At 39.0% G+C, this 16,015-nt stretch carries 18 protein-coding genes; 17 read left to right on the top strand and 1 reads right to left on the bottom strand.

Annotation, left to right across the window (positions count from 1 at the left end):
* Position 1 precedes the first annotated feature (1 nt).
* Genes BQ7400_RS02015 through BQ7400_RS01980 form a run of 8 tightly spaced genes read left to right on the top strand, consistent with a single transcriptional unit; the run spans position 2 to position 6,303 of the window.
* Positions 2–934: a cobalt-precorrin 5A hydrolase gene (locus BQ7400_RS02015; RefSeq protein ID WP_144019916.1), complete on the top strand. Its 933-nt coding sequence runs from the start codon at positions 2–4 to the stop codon at positions 932–934.
* The gene (gene cobJ, locus BQ7400_RS02010) at positions 935–1,657 is read left to right on the top strand and encodes a precorrin-3B C(17)-methyltransferase (RefSeq protein WP_072469287.1); all 723 of its coding nucleotides are present in this window, start codon (positions 935–937) and stop codon (positions 1,655–1,657) included.
* The gene (cobK, locus tag BQ7400_RS02005) at positions 1,654–2,382 is read left to right on the top strand and encodes a precorrin-6A reductase (protein ID WP_072469286.1); all 729 of its coding nucleotides are present in this window, start codon (positions 1,654–1,656) and stop codon (positions 2,380–2,382) included. The genes cobJ and cobK overlap by 4 nt, the downstream gene beginning before the upstream one ends.
* 13 nt (positions 2,383–2,395) lie before the next feature.
* Positions 2,396–3,475 (top strand): nicotinate-nucleotide--dimethylbenzimidazole phosphoribosyltransferase, encoded by a 1,080-nt coding sequence (gene cobT / locus BQ7400_RS02000; RefSeq protein WP_180371937.1) that lies wholly within the window; start codon positions 2,396–2,398, stop codon positions 3,473–3,475.
* Positions 3,472–4,011, top strand: a complete 540-nt coding sequence (gene cobU / locus BQ7400_RS01995) for a bifunctional adenosylcobinamide kinase/adenosylcobinamide-phosphate guanylyltransferase (protein ID WP_072469285.1) — start codon at positions 3,472–3,474, stop codon at positions 4,009–4,011. The genes cobT and cobU overlap by 4 nt, the downstream gene beginning before the upstream one ends.
* Positions 4,008–4,721, top strand: coding sequence for an adenosylcobinamide-GDP ribazoletransferase (gene cobS / locus BQ7400_RS01990; RefSeq protein ID WP_072469284.1), 714 nt, complete (start codon positions 4,008–4,010; stop codon positions 4,719–4,721). The genes cobU and cobS overlap by 4 nt, the downstream gene beginning before the upstream one ends.
* A gap of 1 nt (position 4,722) precedes the next feature.
* Positions 4,723–5,283: a histidine phosphatase family protein gene (locus BQ7400_RS01985; RefSeq protein WP_072469283.1), complete on the top strand. Its 561-nt coding sequence runs from the start codon at positions 4,723–4,725 to the stop codon at positions 5,281–5,283.
* Positions 5,284–5,340: 57 nt separating this feature from the next.
* Entirely contained in the window at positions 5,341–6,303 is a 963-nt protein-coding gene (locus tag BQ7400_RS01980; protein WP_072469282.1) for an S-layer homology domain-containing protein, read from the top strand.
* A 56-nt stretch (positions 6,304–6,359) separates the two neighbouring features.
* Here the strand turns inward: BQ7400_RS01980 and glmS are convergent, their stop codons facing one another.
* The gene (glmS, locus tag BQ7400_RS01975) at positions 6,360–8,186 is read right to left on the bottom strand and encodes a glutamine--fructose-6-phosphate transaminase (isomerizing) (RefSeq protein ID WP_034439750.1); all 1,827 of its coding nucleotides are present in this window, start codon (positions 8,184–8,186) and stop codon (positions 6,360–6,362) included.
* Positions 8,187–8,569: 383 nt separating this feature from the next.
* Between glmS and BQ7400_RS01970 the strand changes: the two genes are divergently transcribed.
* From BQ7400_RS01970 to der, 9 genes are all read left to right on the top strand, one after another.
* Positions 8,570–8,767, top strand: coding sequence for a cold-shock protein (locus BQ7400_RS01970; RefSeq protein WP_009430319.1), 198 nt, complete (start codon positions 8,570–8,572; stop codon positions 8,765–8,767).
* A gap of 48 nt (positions 8,768–8,815) precedes the next feature.
* The gene (locus tag BQ7400_RS01965) at positions 8,816–9,565 is read left to right on the top strand and encodes a peptidylprolyl isomerase (protein ID WP_034439747.1); all 750 of its coding nucleotides are present in this window, start codon (positions 8,816–8,818) and stop codon (positions 9,563–9,565) included.
* A 123-nt stretch (positions 9,566–9,688) separates the two neighbouring features.
* Complete coding sequence (locus BQ7400_RS01960) at positions 9,689–10,027, top strand: DUF1292 domain-containing protein (RefSeq protein ID WP_083553235.1); 339 nt, start codon at positions 9,689–9,691, stop codon at positions 10,025–10,027.
* The gene (gene mnmL / locus BQ7400_RS01955; RefSeq protein WP_052099227.1) at positions 9,990–10,928 is read left to right on the top strand and encodes a tRNA modification radical SAM protein MnmL/YtqA; all 939 of its coding nucleotides are present in this window, start codon (positions 9,990–9,992) and stop codon (positions 10,926–10,928) included. The genes BQ7400_RS01960 and mnmL overlap by 38 nt, the downstream gene beginning before the upstream one ends.
* 24 nt (positions 10,929–10,952) lie before the next feature.
* Positions 10,953–11,381: a hypothetical protein gene (locus BQ7400_RS01950; RefSeq protein ID WP_034439741.1), complete on the top strand. Its 429-nt coding sequence runs from the start codon at positions 10,953–10,955 to the stop codon at positions 11,379–11,381.
* A 150-nt stretch (positions 11,382–11,531) separates the two neighbouring features.
* Complete coding sequence (locus tag BQ7400_RS01945; protein ID WP_072469281.1) at positions 11,532–12,074, top strand: DUF6648 family protein; 543 nt, start codon at positions 11,532–11,534, stop codon at positions 12,072–12,074.
* Positions 12,075–12,092: 18 nt separating this feature from the next.
* Positions 12,093–13,325, top strand: coding sequence for a serine hydroxymethyltransferase (locus BQ7400_RS01940; RefSeq protein ID WP_072469280.1), 1,233 nt, complete (start codon positions 12,093–12,095; stop codon positions 13,323–13,325).
* Positions 13,326–13,344: 19 nt separating this feature from the next.
* On the top strand, positions 13,345–14,700 hold the full coding sequence (locus BQ7400_RS01935; protein ID WP_072469279.1) for a DUF512 domain-containing protein: 1,356 nt from the start codon (positions 13,345–13,347) through the stop codon (positions 14,698–14,700).
* A complete protein-coding gene (gene der, locus BQ7400_RS01930; RefSeq protein ID WP_072469278.1) occupies positions 14,693–16,015 on the top strand; it encodes a ribosome biogenesis GTPase Der in 1,323 nt (440 codons plus the stop codon). Before BQ7400_RS01935 ends, der begins: the two co-directional genes overlap by 8 nt.

Below are 16,015 nucleotides of genomic sequence, written 5' to 3'. Positions count from 1 at the left end.
TTTGAAGCTGGAAGAAAGTCTTCCCATCAGTATTTATTCAAAATACAAGGAGGCCTTTAAGACCCAAGAGGTTGTTCAAGCTGCCTTTAAAGAAAATGAAGACTTGATTTTTATTTCAGCTACAGGTATTGCTGTTCGCTTTATCGCGCCTTTTTTAAACAATAAGGAGCAAGACCCGGCCGTTCTTGTTATTGATGACCAGGGACGTTTTGTTATTAGTCTTTGCTCAGGGCATCTGGGAGGAGCGAACGACCTAGCTCGAAGTATTGCGGAAAAAATTGGGGCAGTTCCGGTAATCACTACAGCTACAGATGGAAGGGGTTATGAGGGACTGGACCTCTATGCGAAAAAAATGCACTTTAACTACCAATCCATCCATGATTTAACCCCTTTAACGGGAGCCATGGTGGATGATAAGAAAATTTTTCTTTACAATCCCTACAATTTTCAGGAGCCAAAATATCCAAATTTTACACAGGATATGGATTCGGAAATAGGCTATAGCCTGGCTATTACAGATGAAGAGTCGCTGGACTTACCGGGATATACCGTTTATCTCAGGCCCCAAATCTTGCATCTGGGCTTGGGCTGTAAAAAGGGTGCAAACTATGAAGAATTAAAGCTTTTATTAAAAAGCATCTTAAAGAAACTTAATCTGAGTCTAGCCAGTATAAAAGATATGGCTAGTATTGACATAAAGAAAGATGAAGTTGCCTTTAACCAGCTATCTAAAGACTTAGGAATTGACTTTTTCTGTTTTAAGGCTGAAGAATTGAGTCCCTTTGAAGACAAGGTTCAAGGGTCAGATTTTGTTAAAAAGACAGTGGGGGTATCCTCAGTGTCAGCAACATCTGCCTTAAAACTGGGCGGAGAGTTAATCCTTGAAAAAGAAGCTTATAAGGGATTCACAGTATCTATATCAAGGGAGGTATAAATGGCAAAACTATATGTAATTGGAATTGGTCCCGGAGGAGAGGGGCTTTTTACCAAGAAAATGATTGACGCAATTCATGAATCAGAGGTTATTATTGGCTATGGTCCTTATTTGGACTATTTGGGTTCTCTAATTGAAGGGAAGACTCTCTATTCAACAGGAATGAAAAGTGAGATAGACCGTTGCAAAGAGGCTATTCAACAAGTGGATGAAGGTAAGACAACATCCATTATCTCTACAGGAGATGCAGGCCTATATGGAATGGCAGGACCCATTTTCGAATTAAGCACGGGTCAAGATATAGAGGTTATTCCTGGAGTTTCTGCTAATTTTGCAGCAGCGGCTGAACTGGGTGCTCCCATAATGCATGACTATGCCTGTATTAGTCTTTCCGACCTTTTGACCCCTTGGGAAACGATTCTAAAGAGAGTTAGAAAGGCCGCTGAAGGGGATTTTGTCATTACTATTTACAATCCAAGGTCCAAGGGGCGTCCTGACCATCTTGAAAAAATAGTAAATATTCTATTGGAAGTGAAGGACTCCAAAACACCTGTAGGTATTGTAAAAAATGCAGGACGACCTGGAACAGAAAGAACCATCACTCAACTGGATTCAATAGATTATGAAAAAGTAGATATGTTGACCTGTCTTATTATTGGGAATTCAAACACCTATATTAAAGATGGTTGGATGGTGACTCCTAGAGGGTATGAAAACAAATGATTTGGATTTTAGGAGGGACCACCGAGGTCAATAAGCTTTTAGAATCATTAGGTGATGACGACCATATCATTACTGTAGCTACAGAAAGTGGAGCGGAAAGTACCCACTCAAAACACGTTCATGTGGGCCGATTAACGAAAGAGCAAATGGTAGATTTTGCTAGAGAAAACAAGATAGATAAGATTGTAGATTTAACCCATCCCTATGCAACTATTGTCACCGACCAGGCAAGACAAGTAGCAAGGGAGATGAAGATTCCCTATTATAGGTATATTCGCCCTGAGATTCACATGGAAAATGGATATATTGTAGGATCCATAGAGGAGTGCTGTAGACTTTTACAAAAAATCGATGGGGGACCTGTTTTCTTTACAACAGGAAGCAAAAATATCAAGGATTTTGAACCGGTACGAGGGGACAAGCAATTTATTTATCGGATTTTACCAACCCTGGAAAGCTTACAACTTGCCTTTGATGCAGAGGTGTCCTATAGGGATATTGTCGCCATGTTGGGCCCCTTTTCCCTGGACTTAAATATAGCCCTCTTTAAGCAATATCAGGTTAAATATTGCGTTATGAAGGAAAGTGGGAAAGAAGGAGGACAAGAAGAAAAAATTCTTGCTTGTAAACAAGCAGATGTCTGTCCGATTATTATCAAAAGACAAACTGAAGAAGACGGCTACCATGATTTAAATAGGCTTATTAAAGATCTTTTAAGTAATTGAAAGGAGAAAAATTTTGAATCAATTCGAAAATTTTCCGCTACATCCTCTTGATGAAGAAGCTGGCAAAAAAGCTAGAGAAATTTGGGATTCCAGGACCCATCCCATAGGTAGTCTAGGTAGCTTGGAAGAAATGACCATCCAACTAGCTAAAATAACCGGAAACCCCACCAATAATTTGGACAAAAAAGTGGTTATTGTCATGGCTTCCGATAATGGAATTTACGAAGAGGATGTCAGCTCTTCCCCGCAAGTCTTTACCCATATGTTGACCAACGCTATGGCCAGGGGAGAAACTGGCGTGGCGGCCTTGTGTAAATGTCAAGGCAGTGATGTGGCTGTTGTTAATATTGGGATTATCAATCAAGGACCCTACGAAGACAATGTTATTCAAAAACTGGTAAGTCAGGGCACGAAAAACTTTATGAAGGAACCAGCAATTCCTATGGAAGATGTTTATAAGGCCATTCAAGCAGGGATTGATGTTGCAGAAGATTACATTCAAAAGGGTTATAAGATCTTGGGCACCGGAGAACTTGGCATTGCCAATACGACGACATCTTCTGCTGTTCTAGCGGCCTTATCCAAGTATAAAGTGGAAGATTGCGTAGGACTTGGAGGAGGAATTACCAACCAGCAACTGGTTAACAAGGTAAATGTCATAAAAAGGGCCATTGAAAAATATGACTTATACAATCAAGATGTTTTTACCATTCTTTCTTGCGTTGGAGGTCTGGATATTTGTGGCCTAGTAGGAGTTTTCCTGGCTGGAGCAAGGCATGGTGTGCCGGTGGTTATTGATGGAATTATCAGCGTTGTAGCGGCTCTCTGCGCCGACCATATTGCCCCTGGGGCCAAAGAGTTTTTCTTTGCATCCCACCTATCTATGGAAAAAGCCATGGCTAGGTCTTTGGATCTTTTAGGGAAAGAAGCCCTTGTCTCCCTTCATATGCGGTTGGGAGAAGGGTCGGGGTGTCCCTTTACCTTTACAATTTTTGACCATGCCCTCTATGCCATGAAGAACATGGGGACCTTTGATTCAAATGCTATTGAAAACACCCTTTTAGTTAATATTAGAGATGGAGTTAAGGAATGATTACTCTTATTACCGGCGGGGCCCGGAGCGGAAAGTCCTCTTTTGCGGAAAATTTACTAGAAGGGAAAAGTAATGTTACCTACATTGCCACTTCCCAGGTCTATGATGATGAAATGAAAGAGCGGGTTAGGCAACATAAACTTAGACGGCCACAAGAGTGGAATACCTGGGAAAGTCCCTTAAAATTAAGAGACTGCCCCTACAAGGCTTCCTATTACCTATTGGACTGTCTAACCTTGCTTACGACAAACCACACCTTTGACATTTTAAAGGATGGAGATCATATCAGCCCTGAAATGCAAGAAGAGATTGAAAAAAAGATTAAGGCGGAAATTTTTGCCCTCTGTCAAGATGTCCGTAAAACTTCCAGTCATTTGATTATGGTAACCAATGAGGTGGGATATAGCATTGTTCCAGAAAACCACCTATCTAGAGTTTTCCGGGATATCCAGGGACGGATTAACCAATATGCAGCTGAACTGGCAGATAGGGCCTATATCGTAATTTGTGGACAAGGAGTTCTGATTAAGGGATGAAGGCATTTATACTGGCTTTACAATTTTTAACCCGCTTTTATATTCCAATCCAGGTAGATTTTTCGGATAAAAATTTACGCCATAGTTTATTTTTCTTTCCATGGGTTGGTCTGCTCTTGGGTTACCTCTTAACCATTCCCTTAAAGGTCATTCCTAACCAGGACATTTCAGGTTTGGTCATTTTAGTTCTCTGGATTTCTTTTACTGGGGGCATGCATTTAGATGGCTTAAGCGATACGGCAGATGGATTTTTTTCAAATAGAGACAGGGACAGAATTTTAGAAATTATGAAAGACTCCAGGGTGGGGGCTTTTGGTGTTATCTCTCTGATTCTGGTTTTATTAGCAAAATATGTTTTACTTAGTAAGGTTCAACTGACCCTATATTCATTACCTGGTATTCTAGCAGGCGCCAGGCTGGCTAATGCTCTAGTTGTCGGGACTTTTCCATCTGCTCGGCCCGGGGGAATGGGGGAAATGTTCCAAAAAACAAAACCTCTTCCCTATATCCTTGTCTCAGGGATTTTATTCCTAGTTTATTTGGTTTTAACAGATAAGAAGTTGATTTTCGTTTTGCTTATCCAACTTCTTGTTGTGGGCTTAACCTCTCTTGTTTCCTTAAAAAAAATCCAGGGAGTTACCGGGGACATCTATGGAGCCAATGTAGAATTAGCAGAAGCATTTGCTTTGCTGGTATTGGGGTTGATTTAAGATGAAAATATCTTTAATAAGGCATGGCCAAAGCCAGGCAAATGTAGAGGGGGTCTATGCAAGTATAGATACTCCATTAACCAGTTTGGGCCAAGAAAGTTTAAAGTTTTTAGCTCAAAAACCTCCCCAAGGAGACCTGTATGTTAGCCCGGCTAAAAGAGCAATTCAAACAGCAGAGGGAATTTTTTCCAGACCCGGAAAAATTGAATATCGACTTTTGGAAATTTCCTATGGGGCCCTAGAAGGGCTTACTTTTTCTCAAAGTCAGGACTCCTATCCTCAGGAAGTAAAAACTTGGCTGGAAAACCCTTTTGACAATGGTCCGCCTCAAGGGGAAAGTATCAAGCAACTATTAGACCGTGTAGAAGGCTTATTGCATTCTTGGATCCAGAAGGATCATGATGTTGTTGCAGTCACTCATGAAGGAGTTATTCGGGCCTTTTTAGCCTTGGCAGTAGGAAAGAGAGAAAGCTATTTTAATTTTTTTATAGAGAATGCTAGCCTAAGTAGCCTAAGGGTAGAAGGCGGCTTTACTCAAATCTTACAAATTAATTACAAATAAGTAACAAAATGATACTTTTCCCAAATATCTGCTACAATAGTCAAGGAGGTTGATATTTTGAAAAAGTTAAGCAAAATACTTATTTTATTTTTGTGTATTTTAATTTGTATCCCCATGACTAGTTATGCTAAAGGGGCCTATGAAAAGCCAACGCATTTAAACATATTCATACAAAAGAATGAAATGGAAGAATATAGTCACTTTACCCTATCCTGGTCCAATCCCAAGTCAATTCAGGACAAGATAAACAAGGGACTTCCCATTGTGGCAGAAATTGACTTAAAGAATAATGGAGATTCTTGGCACTCGGAAGCTAAAAAACCCTTGGTGCAAATTCCCTTGGAAAAGGGAGCTAAAAGCCAAATTATCTTGGATGAAAATAGCTTTGCCACAGTTAAGGAATTCAATGTATTCTTATCCAACTACTCCTTTAGGGTCCGTTACCGGTTGGGAAAAGACCAATCGGATTTTTCATCCTATGTAAGTGTAGGACTGAGGCCCAACTTACAAAATGTAAGCTCTTGGGCTTTGGAAAATTTAAATAAGGCCAATAAATTAGGCCTGGTACCCAATAGCGTGAAAAGTGACCTCAAGGCACCCATTAGTCGGGAAGAATTCGCCAATGCTTTAGTCTTAGCCTATGAAAAAAAAGCCGGTAAGGTTGCCAGTTTAAGTAGTAATGGATTTTCGGATGCAAAGCAATCCTATATCTTAAAGGCTAAAGAATTAGGCTTTATCCAAGGTGTTGGTGACAATCGTTTTAATCCCAAGGGAAAGATTACTCGGGAAGAAATGGCTACAATGGTGGCCAAGTTATGTCAAACTTTAGGAAAAGAAGCTCAAGAGCCCCAAGAAAAGTTCAAAGATGATGAATCCATTTCTTCTTGGGCTAAAGAAGGTGTTTACAAGGTGGAATCCCTAGGTCTCATCAAGGGATATAAGGGTCAATTTTTACCCCAAAAAACATCCTCTAGGGAAGAAGCTTTAATTGTTGCTTATGGGATTGTAAATCTTAAATAAATGTATAAAAAAATGTCTTAGAATCCTGATTTTCTAAGACATTTTTTTATACATTTTTATTCTACCGTAACAGATTTTGCTAGGTTTCTTGGTTTGTCGACGTCATTACCCAAGGCTAGACTGGTTTCATAGGCCAGAAGTTGTTGGGGAAGGACAGATAAAACGGGAGTAAAGATATCCAAGGTCTCAGGGATAAAAATAGTGTCGTCACTAACCTCTTGGACATTTTTAAAGTTTTTTTGAGCAATGGCCAAGGCATAGGCTCCACGAGCCTTGACTTCTTTTACGTTTGAAATGGACTTGTCCACTAGGTTTTCTTGGCTAATAATACAAACTACCGGCAGGCCATCTTCCAAAAGAGCAATGGATCCATGTTTTAATTCACCAGATTGGAAGGCAACAGCATTGATATAGGAAATTTCCTTTAACTTTAAAGCCCCCTCCTTGGCACTTAAATAGTCAATTCCTCTGCCTAAATAAAAGATACTTTTTGCTCCCTTTATTTTTTCGGCAAGGTCTTTATATTTTTCCCTATGGTCTAGAAGTTCTTGGACCTTGGAGGGAAGAGTATAGAGCTCTTTGATATATTTTTCCACGTCTTGGTCGGAGATACAGTTGAGTTTTTGTGCAAAATCAATGGCCAAGGCATAAAGGGAGATTAATTGGGTCGTATAGGCCTTGGTAGAGGCAACACTAATTTCTGGTCCGGCATTGCAGTAGATAACCTTGTCCGCTTCTCGGGCAATAGAGGACCCTACTACATTTGTAACTGCTAAGATTTTTGCTCCTTTTTCCTTGGCTTCTCTCATGGCAGCCAAGGTATCACCCGTTTCACCGGATTGAGAAACAACAATTAGCAGAGTCTTTTCATCAATGAAGGGTTGGTAGTACTTTAATTCAGATGCAATTTCACTTTGACACTTTTTGTGAAGTAATTTTTCCATAGCCCGCATACCTACTTCAGCTGCATGGTAGGCTGTACCACAAGCGGTAAAGTAGATGGTTTCTATAGATAAAAGTTCTTCCTTGCTGAAGCTTTGGTCCGTAAGGTTCAACTTGCCATGGGGAAATTTATTATCCAAAGATTTTTTTATCACATCGGGTTGCTCATAGATTTCTTTAAGCATGAAATGGTCATAGCCATCCTTGCTTGCAGCCTCAATATCTATGTCTATATGTTCTGTTTCTTTTTTAAGGGTATGGCCCTCAAAGTCATAGAAGTGGATGGAGTCTTTTTCCACTAAGGCAAGTTCTCCATTTTTTAAACTAATGACCTCACGGGTGTAATTTAAAAGGGCTGGAATATCGGATGCAATAATATATCCGTTATTTTCAACTCCAATAACCAAAGGACTTTCATGACGAATCGCAATGAGTTGGTCGGGGTGGTCTTGGCAAATAACACCAATAGCATAGGCCCCTTCAAGAGCCCTTGATACCTTTAAAGCCGTTGCCAAGAAGTCATCTTCTTGATAAAATTCAAATAGGTTAGAAATGACCTCTGTATCCGTATCGGATTTAAATTGGTATCCTTGATCTTGTAATTTCTTTTTCAAGTCTAAAAAGTTCTCGATAATTCCATTATGAACAACAGCAAACTTGCCGTTTTGGCTCAATTGGGGATGGCTATTGACATTGCTGGGTACACCATGGGTTGCCCAACGAGTATGACCTACACCAACTTTCCCATCTAGAGGAATATCCTTTAGGGCTTCTTTTAAAGCCTTTAATTTCCCAACTCGCTTAACGGTCGTTATCTCTTTATTTGAATTAATGACAGAAATTCCTGCAGAATCGTATCCACGATATTCCAGTTTTTCTAGGCCTTGGATGATTCTTTCTTCTGCATTTTCAAGGCCGCAGTATCCTACTATACCACACATAGGCTACCTCCAAAATAATTATTTAGAGACTCACTGCACTATTTTTGTCTGTAAAAGTTTTGTTAAGTGCTGGGGCTGTGATACCCTTGGAGCATCCGCCGAATTTTCGATCACTCCATCCCTCGTCAACCATTTGGTTCTGGCGCTTTATAATGATTTTTATCTCTAGACATAAAATTATATCATATTCAACAATGATTGTAAATTTTAGGCTAAAATTAGGGGATTCTCTCCGGGCCAAGTCCTGATAAATTCTCAAAATCAACTTGTGAAAATGTTTTATCCATGTTATGATATGAATAGCCTAAATCAATGAAATTTGACAGTTATTTTTGAAGCACTTCAAATTTTAACATTTAGGAAATAAAATTTGGAGGAATCAAATGAACGGAACTGTTAAATGGTTTAACGCTGAAAAGGGTTTTGGATTTATTACAACAGAAGAGGGAACAGATGTGTTTGCCCACTTTAGTCAAATTCAAAAAGAAGGATTCAAAACCTTAGAAGAAGGACAAAGTGTTCGCTTTGATGTTGTTGATAGCGAAAAAGGCCTTCAAGCTGAAAATATCGAAATTTTGTAATACTTGCCTCTTAGACTATTCTAAGAGGTTTTTATTTAAGGAGGTTCTATGGCTGAAGAAAGAAAATTATTGGCTAAGGTAGAAGATGCTTGTATTTATGAAGACCAAGTAGTGGAATTTATAAAACGGATGGACTCTAACCTGGTTCAACAGTTTAAAAATACAGATGGAATTGCAAATGTTATTGGGGAACTCGTCCACCAAGAACTCTTGCTTTTAGATGCAAAAAAACACAACTATGAAGAAGAAAAAGAATTCAAGGACGCCCTTGAACTTACAAAGGACAATTTATTGAAATCCTATTCTTTTTCAAAAGTATTAGAAGGGATTCATGTAACCGAAGAAGAAGCAAGGGATTATTATGAGAAGAATAAAAAACTATTCAATCAAGATGCTTCGGCTACAGCTAGCCATATTCTAGTGGAAACAGAAGAAAAGGCTAAGGAAATTAAGGCGGCCTTGGATAAGGGAGAAAACTTTGAAAAATTGGCCAAAGAATATTCAACTTGTCCTTCTAAGGAAAATGGTGGGAATTTAGGCACTTTTAGACCGGGTCAAATGGTGAAACCTTTTGATGAAGCGGTCTTTTCCATGGAAGTTGGGACCATTTCTGAGCCAATTAAAACTGAATTTGGCTACCATATCATTCAATTACATGACCGTAAAGACGGTCGTCAAAAAGAATTCGATGAAGTGAAAGATCTTTGCATGCAAGAGGCCTTGAGGTTAAAGCAAAAAGAGGCTTATTTGAACAAAATCGAAGACCTGAAAAAAGAATACACAGTAACTTATTATTAATCCCCTGAATATTTTACTGAAATAGCTATATAATTTGCTCTATTTTTAGTATAATAAAAATAAGAGATAGTTATAGGAGCTATCTAATTTCAAACAAATTTAGTATATTTAAAGGAGAATTTTATGGCAAATCACGAAAACTGTCACCATGACCATGACCACGATCATAACCATGAATGCTGTGGTGGCCACAACCACCATGAAGAAGAATATCCTGTTATTCATTTAGATTTAGAAGATGGGGAAAGTCTAGATTGCATTGTTTATGCAACCTTTGATTTTAACGGAAAATCTTACATCGCTTTGGTTCCTGAAGATGATATGGAGGAAGAAGAAGGTCTTCTTTTATATGAATATGAGGAATTAGATGATGACGAAATTGACCTGAGATTAATTGACGAAGAGGACTTTGATTCAGTAGCGGATGAGTTTGAAAGACAATTCCCAATTGAAGAAGAATAAGGTACCCTATAGACAATATAGTGACTACCTAAAAGAAAAGTATGGTCAAAAGGTTTATAAGTTACCAGTTAAGCTAAATTTGACTTGTCCCAATAGAGATGGAACTTGCGCCTATGGGGGCTGTATCTTTTGCGGGGAAGAAGGTGGGTCCTTTGAAAACCTAGAGCAATTAAGTGTCCGGGACCAGCTTCTTACAAATATGGCTTACATTGGCAAGAAGTATCATGCTAATAAGTTTATCGCCTATTTTCAAAATTTTACAAATACCTACCAACCCTTAGCTTCTTACCAGAGAGCTTTAGCCGATTGTCGTCTGGAAAATATTGTTGGAGTCAATATATCCACCCGTCCCGACTTTTTAGGGGAGGAGTATTTGTTGGCAACTGAAGAGACTTGTCAAGGCTTGGACGTTTGTTTTGAACTGGGCCTACAAAGTGTAAATAACCACACCTTAAAAATCCTCAACCGAGGCCACTACCTATCTGATTTCATTGAAGGAGTTCTAAGATTGAAAAAGTATCCCTTTCGCATAGGGGTTCATTTAATTATGGACTTGCCTTGGGATGATGAATTGGATATTATCGAGGCTGCTAAAATCTTAAATGCCTTGCAAGTAGATGAGGTGAAGTTGCATTCACTTTATGTACTAAAAAATACTACTTTGGAAAAAATGCTTTTAAACGGGGAGGTTGCCCTTTTAAACAAGGAGACCTTTCAAAAGAGGGTGATTCTATTTTTGTCTCATTTGGACCCGAATATTGTTGTCCAAAGGATTATTGGTCGGGCTCCAAAGGAAGCAAGTCGCTTTTGTAATTTTGGAGAATCTTGGTGGAAGATTCGAGATGAAATTATCGATCAAATGAATATGCAATCTATAGAACAGGGAAGTTCTATTAGATAGAATGGATTGAAAGGAAGGATAACCATGATAAAATTTATTGTAGGTGCAAAAGGATCAGGAAAAACAAAATGGCTCATTGATAATGCAAATGAAGACTTAAAGTCTGGCAATGGAAACATTGCTTTTGTAGATGTTGATGATGACCACATCTTCAGCCTTGACTATCAAATTCGCTTAATTAACGCCCAAGACTATAAGTTAACCAATATTGACTCCCTTTGTGGGTTTATATGTGGTTTAATGGCAATGGACTTTGACTTGGAAAAAATTTATATTGATAGCGTCTATAAGATTATTGACTTAAACAAGGACAATCTTGAAACACTTTATGACAAACTTTCTTCCATCGAAGAGATTAAAGAAAGACGAATATTCATTAACGTGGATTGCTTGACAAAAGACCTGCCTGAAAAATTACAAGCATGTTCTGAAGAGGTAACTTTAGAAGATTAATCAAGACCGGGTTATCCCGGTCTTTCGGTTTTATATGCAGGGGGGGTGGATGATGAGCAACCATAAGTTAATTGTTCGTATTTTGGCAGTGTTAATTGCCTTAAGTATGATTGTGCCGATACTTTTAACAATTTATTAATTGGGGAAACTATGGATACAGAGAATAGACAGGCCTTAAAATTTTATAAGAGAAGGTCTAAGTTAATTGCAGACTATACCAGGGGCGAAATGTCAAAACGAGAATTCATCCTTAATAACTTTCAACTGGCCCATCAAATGAGTGGTCCCTATGTAAGGGTCGACAGTTTTGAAAAAGCGCTTTTTAATTACCAATATTATAATTGCATGGCCAAGCACTACTCCATGCTTGCTGGCCAATGCAAAAAAAATAAGAAAAACAAAAGGTCCTACAACCATTATTCCTCTTTAGGGAATTCTTTTTATGAAAAAAAAGATGGTGTTGTCTGCCGGATTTTAGAACTTTTAAATTATGAATTTATTCAGGCCTATCCCATAAGGACGGATTCTAAGAGGCTGGATAATAAACTCTTTGAAATTGTTGCGCTTAGACAGAAGGAAGCTATTTTTCACTCAATGTCTCCAAAGATACGCAAGATTTTATGCGACAAGGGCCTATTTGATATCAATAAACGCCCTTCACTAATTTCTAAATACATCAATGATACATATTAATGGAAGAGAGGATTAAGCATGAATACCCAAAATTTACAATTGGTAGACAAGGAAATATATGAAATTATTCAAAAAGAAGTTGACCGACAAGAAAACCATATTGAATTAATTGCATCTGAAAATTTTGTATCCAAGGCCGTTTTAGAAGCTATGGGAAGTGCCTTAACGAATAAATATGCAGAAGGTTACCCCGGTAAAAGATACTATGGGGGCTGCGAGGTAGTTGATCTGGCAGAGGAATTGGCTCGAGATCGGTTGAAAAAACTCTACCAAGCAGACCACGTCAACGTCCAACCCCATTCTGGAGCAAATGCAAACTTGGCTGTTTATGTGGCCCTGTTAAATCCGGGAGATACTGTTTTGGGCATGAACCTATCTCACGGAGGTCACTTAACCCATGGAAGTCCTGTAAATATCTCCGGGAAATATTTTAACTTTGTTGACTACGGGGTAGATGAAAAAACAGAAAGAATTGACTACGACCAAGTTTATGCCGCAGCTAAAAAGCATAAGCCAAAATTAATCGTAGCTGGAGCTTCTGCTTATCCACGAAAAATTGATTTTGAAAAATTTGGCGAAATTGCCCATGAAACAGGTGCTCTTTTAATGGTTGACATGGCCCATATTGCAGGCCTTGTTGCTACGGGGCACCACATGAGCCCCGTTCCCTATGCAGATGTTGTAACAACAACCACTCACAAGACCTTGAGAGGGCCAAGAGGTGGGGCTATCCTGTGCAAGGAAGAATTTGCCAAGGCCATTGACAAGGCGGTTTTTCCAGGTCTTCAAGGAGGGCCCTTGATGCATATTATTGCTGCCAAGGCTGTTAGTTTTAAAGAGGCCTTAGATCCATCCTTTAAGGACTACCAAGAACAAGTGATAAAAAATGCTAAGGCCCTGGCCAAAAGCCTCATGGATGATGGCATTGACCTTTGTACTAAGGGAACAGACAACCATTTAATCTTAATGAATTTAACCTCTTTGGGAATTACAGGTAAAGATGCAGAAGCTCTCTTGGGTAAGGGTGGCCTGGCTGTCAATAAAAACACCATTCCTAACGAAACCCAATCTCCCTTTGTAACCAGTGGTATCCGGATTGGAACAGCAGCCATGACAAGTCGGGGATTTGATGAAGAAGACTTTACCGTGGTAGGTCAAATTATCTCGGGCCTCTTAAAGGATCGCTTGTCTTGTCAAGAATCCCTAAAGATGGTCAAAGACTTGTGTCAAAAACACCCTCTCTATAAATAAAAAGTTTAGGAGACAATGAATGGAAATAAAAAACAGCTATAATTTTCAAAACACAATTCAAACAGTTCTTCCAGATACCATTGCCTCTGAAATTGGATTAGAAGAAGGAGACCAACTCATATCCATTAATGGTCAAAAGATAAAGGATGTTATTGACTATAGATTTTTAATTCACGATGAACAGATTGAGCTGGAAATTGAGAAAAAATCTGGAGAAGCCATTATTTTTGACATCGAGAAAGACTATGACGAAGACCTGGGTCTGGATTTTTCCAACCCCTTAATCGACCATGCCAAGTCTTGCTCCAACCATTGTGTATTTTGCTTTATCGACCAACTTCCCAAAAACTTAAGGTCAACCCTCTACTTTAAAGATGACGATTCTCGCCTATCCTTTTTACAAGGGAACTTCATCACTCTGACAAACATGTCCCAAGATGAAATAAACCGGATGATCCAATACCGGATTAGCCCAGTAAATGTGTCCATTCACACAACAAATCCCAATCTCAGAAGGAGAATGTTGGGACATCGGGAAGCAGGTAAGATTTTAGATACCTTAAAAAGATTTCATGAAGTCAATCTTGAAATAAATGGACAAATTGTTTTGATTCCGGAGATGAATGATGGGGAAGAGTTGGACAGGACCATGGAGGACCTCTATAATCTTTACCCAACCCTCCAATCTGTTGCCATTGTCCCTGTAGGCCTTACAAGGCATCGGAAAAATTTATTCTCCTTGAGGGAATTTAGAGAGAATGAACTTTTAAAAGTCATTGATCAAGTTGAAAAGATGCAAAAAAAATGCTTGGAAACCATTGGAACAAGGCTTTTTTTCTTGTCAGATGAATTTTATTTAAAGGCCAAAAGACCTCTTCCCAGTGAGGAAGCCTATGAGGGCTACCCCCAAATAGAAAATGGCGTTGGGATGACAAGATCTTTTTTAGAAGAAGTCTATCAAGGAATTCAAAAGCACAAAAACAAACTCAACAAGAAAATTTCCGGAAAAAAAGTAACAATAGCCTTTGTAACTTCCACCCTGTCCAAGGAAACCATGCTAAAGGTGAAGGCCTGGCTGGAATCGGCCATTTCAAACTTATCCATAGAAGTCTATCCGGTGAAAAATAACTTTTTTGGCCAGTCTGTAAATGTTTCGGGCTTGTTAACCGGCTATGATGTCTTGGACCAATTGAAAGGGGTCCAGGCAGATGCTATAATGTTACCCAGGAATATGTTTCGTGAAGATATGCTCATTACTTTGGATGACCAAACAGATGAATCTTTATCAAAACAGTTAAAACAAGAAATCTATCTAGGACCATGGGATGGGTTTAAATTTATAAATGAATTAGAAAAGGTGATCGATAATGAGTGATCAAATTGTATGTATAGTAGGAAAGCCTAATGTAGGGAAGTCTTCTTTATTTAATAAAATTGTGGGGCAAAGAATATCCATTACAGAGGATACCCCAGGTGTAACTAGAGACCGGATTTATGGACGGGCTTCCTGGTTGGGGCGGGAATTCATCTTAATAGATACCGGTGGCTTGGATGTCAAATCCGACGATACCTTTATGAAAAATATCCGCCTTCAAGCCGATATTGCCCTGGAAACTTCAAATGTGATTATCTTTCTAGTGGATGGTGTAGAATCAGTTACTGCCATGGATCGAGACCTGGCAAACCGCTTGAGACAAACCAATAAAAAAGTGATCTTGGCTGTTAATAAACTAGACTCTAAAAAAACAAAAGAAAATATGTATGACTTTTATGAGTTGGGTTTTGGCGAACCTGTCTTTGTCAGCGCAGAGCAAGGACAAGGAATTGGGGACCTCCTAGACCAGGTAATTGAAGACTTTCCTATCGTGGATCCCGATGAAGATGACCCCAAAATTCGTGTCAGCTTTATAGGCAAGCCCAATGTTGGGAAGTCGTCCTTGATTAATCATATTCTTGGAGAAAATAGAAATATTGTAACTAATATTCCGGGAACGACAAGGGATTCTATTGATTCCTATTTCACTTACAGGGACACAGACTACATCTTTGTAGACACGGCAGGTCTTAGGAAAAGGAAGAAGATTGAAGAGAAAATCGAAAGGTATTCTGCTGTTCGAACCCTGTCCGCCATTGATCGGTCCCATATTTGTGTCTTGATGGTAGATGCAACAGAAGGCATTTCAGAACAGGACACCAAAATTATGGGCTATGCCCATGACCAAAATAAGGGTTTGATTATTGCAGTGAACAAATGGGATGCTGTTGAAAAAGAAACAAATACCATGCGGGCCTATGAAAAGGAAATTAGGGAAAAGTTGTCCTTTGCCAATTATGCCCCTCTTGTTTTTATTTCTGCCAAAACAGGCCAAAGAGTTACACAACTTTTAGACCTTATTAATATTGTCAACAATAATTATAGTTTGAGAATTCCTACAGGGGTCTTAAATGACCTCTTAAATCAAGCGGTATTGATGAATCAACCGCCATCAGACAAGGGAAGAAGAGGGAAGCTGTTTTATGGATCTCAAGTTTCCACAAGGCCTCCTAAATTTAATTTTTACGTCAATGACCCTGAATTATTTCACTTTACCTACCGTAGGTTTTTAGAAAATCAAATTCGCAAGTCCTTTTCTTTTGATGGAGTCCCCTTGACCTTTAATTATAAATCCAGAGGAAAGGACTCCGACTAA

Source organism: Urinicoccus massiliensis, assembly GCF_900120405.1.
Lineage (GTDB): Bacteria > Bacillota > Clostridia > Tissierellales > Peptoniphilaceae > Urinicoccus > Urinicoccus massiliensis.
The sequence above is the reverse complement of the archived record's forward strand: the minus strand, read 5'-3'. Positions and strand labels throughout refer to the sequence as shown.

Bases quoted from the DNA above. Each gene is read 5' to 3' on its own strand.
- cobJ (WP_072469287.1), top strand. From the start codon at position 935: ATGGCAAAACTATATGTAATTGGAATTGGTCCCGGAGGAGAGGGGCTT.
- cobK (WP_072469286.1), top strand. From the start codon at position 1,654: ATGATTTGGATTTTAGGAGGGACCACCGAGGTCAATAAGCTTTTAGAA.
- cobU (WP_072469285.1), top strand. From the start codon at position 3,472: ATGATTACTCTTATTACCGGCGGGGCCCGGAGCGGAAAGTCCTCTTTT.
- cobS (WP_072469284.1), top strand. From the start codon at position 4,008: ATGAAGGCATTTATACTGGCTTTACAATTTTTAACCCGCTTTTATATT.
- BQ7400_RS01985 (WP_072469283.1), top strand. From the start codon at position 4,723: ATGAAAATATCTTTAATAAGGCATGGCCAAAGCCAGGCAAATGTAGAG.
- glmS (WP_034439750.1), bottom strand. From the start codon at position 8,186: ATGTGTGGTATAGTAGGATACTGCGGCCTTGAAAATGCAGAAGAAAGA.
- BQ7400_RS01970 (WP_009430319.1), top strand. From the start codon at position 8,570: ATGAACGGAACTGTTAAATGGTTTAACGCTGAAAAGGGTTTTGGATTT.
- BQ7400_RS01965 (WP_034439747.1), top strand. From the start codon at position 8,816: ATGGCTGAAGAAAGAAAATTATTGGCTAAGGTAGAAGATGCTTGTATT.
- BQ7400_RS01960 (WP_083553235.1), top strand. From the start codon at position 9,689: ATGGCAAATCACGAAAACTGTCACCATGACCATGACCACGATCATAAC.
- mnmL (WP_052099227.1), top strand. From the start codon at position 9,990: ATGAGTTTGAAAGACAATTCCCAATTGAAGAAGAATAAGGTACCCTAT.
- BQ7400_RS01950 (WP_034439741.1), top strand. From the start codon at position 10,953: ATGATAAAATTTATTGTAGGTGCAAAAGGATCAGGAAAAACAAAATGG.
- BQ7400_RS01945 (WP_072469281.1), top strand. From the start codon at position 11,532: ATGGATACAGAGAATAGACAGGCCTTAAAATTTTATAAGAGAAGGTCT.
- BQ7400_RS01940 (WP_072469280.1), top strand. From the start codon at position 12,093: ATGAATACCCAAAATTTACAATTGGTAGACAAGGAAATATATGAAATT.
- BQ7400_RS01935 (WP_072469279.1), top strand. From the start codon at position 13,345: ATGGAAATAAAAAACAGCTATAATTTTCAAAACACAATTCAAACAGTT.
- der (WP_072469278.1), top strand. From the start codon at position 14,693: ATGAGTGATCAAATTGTATGTATAGTAGGAAAGCCTAATGTAGGGAAG.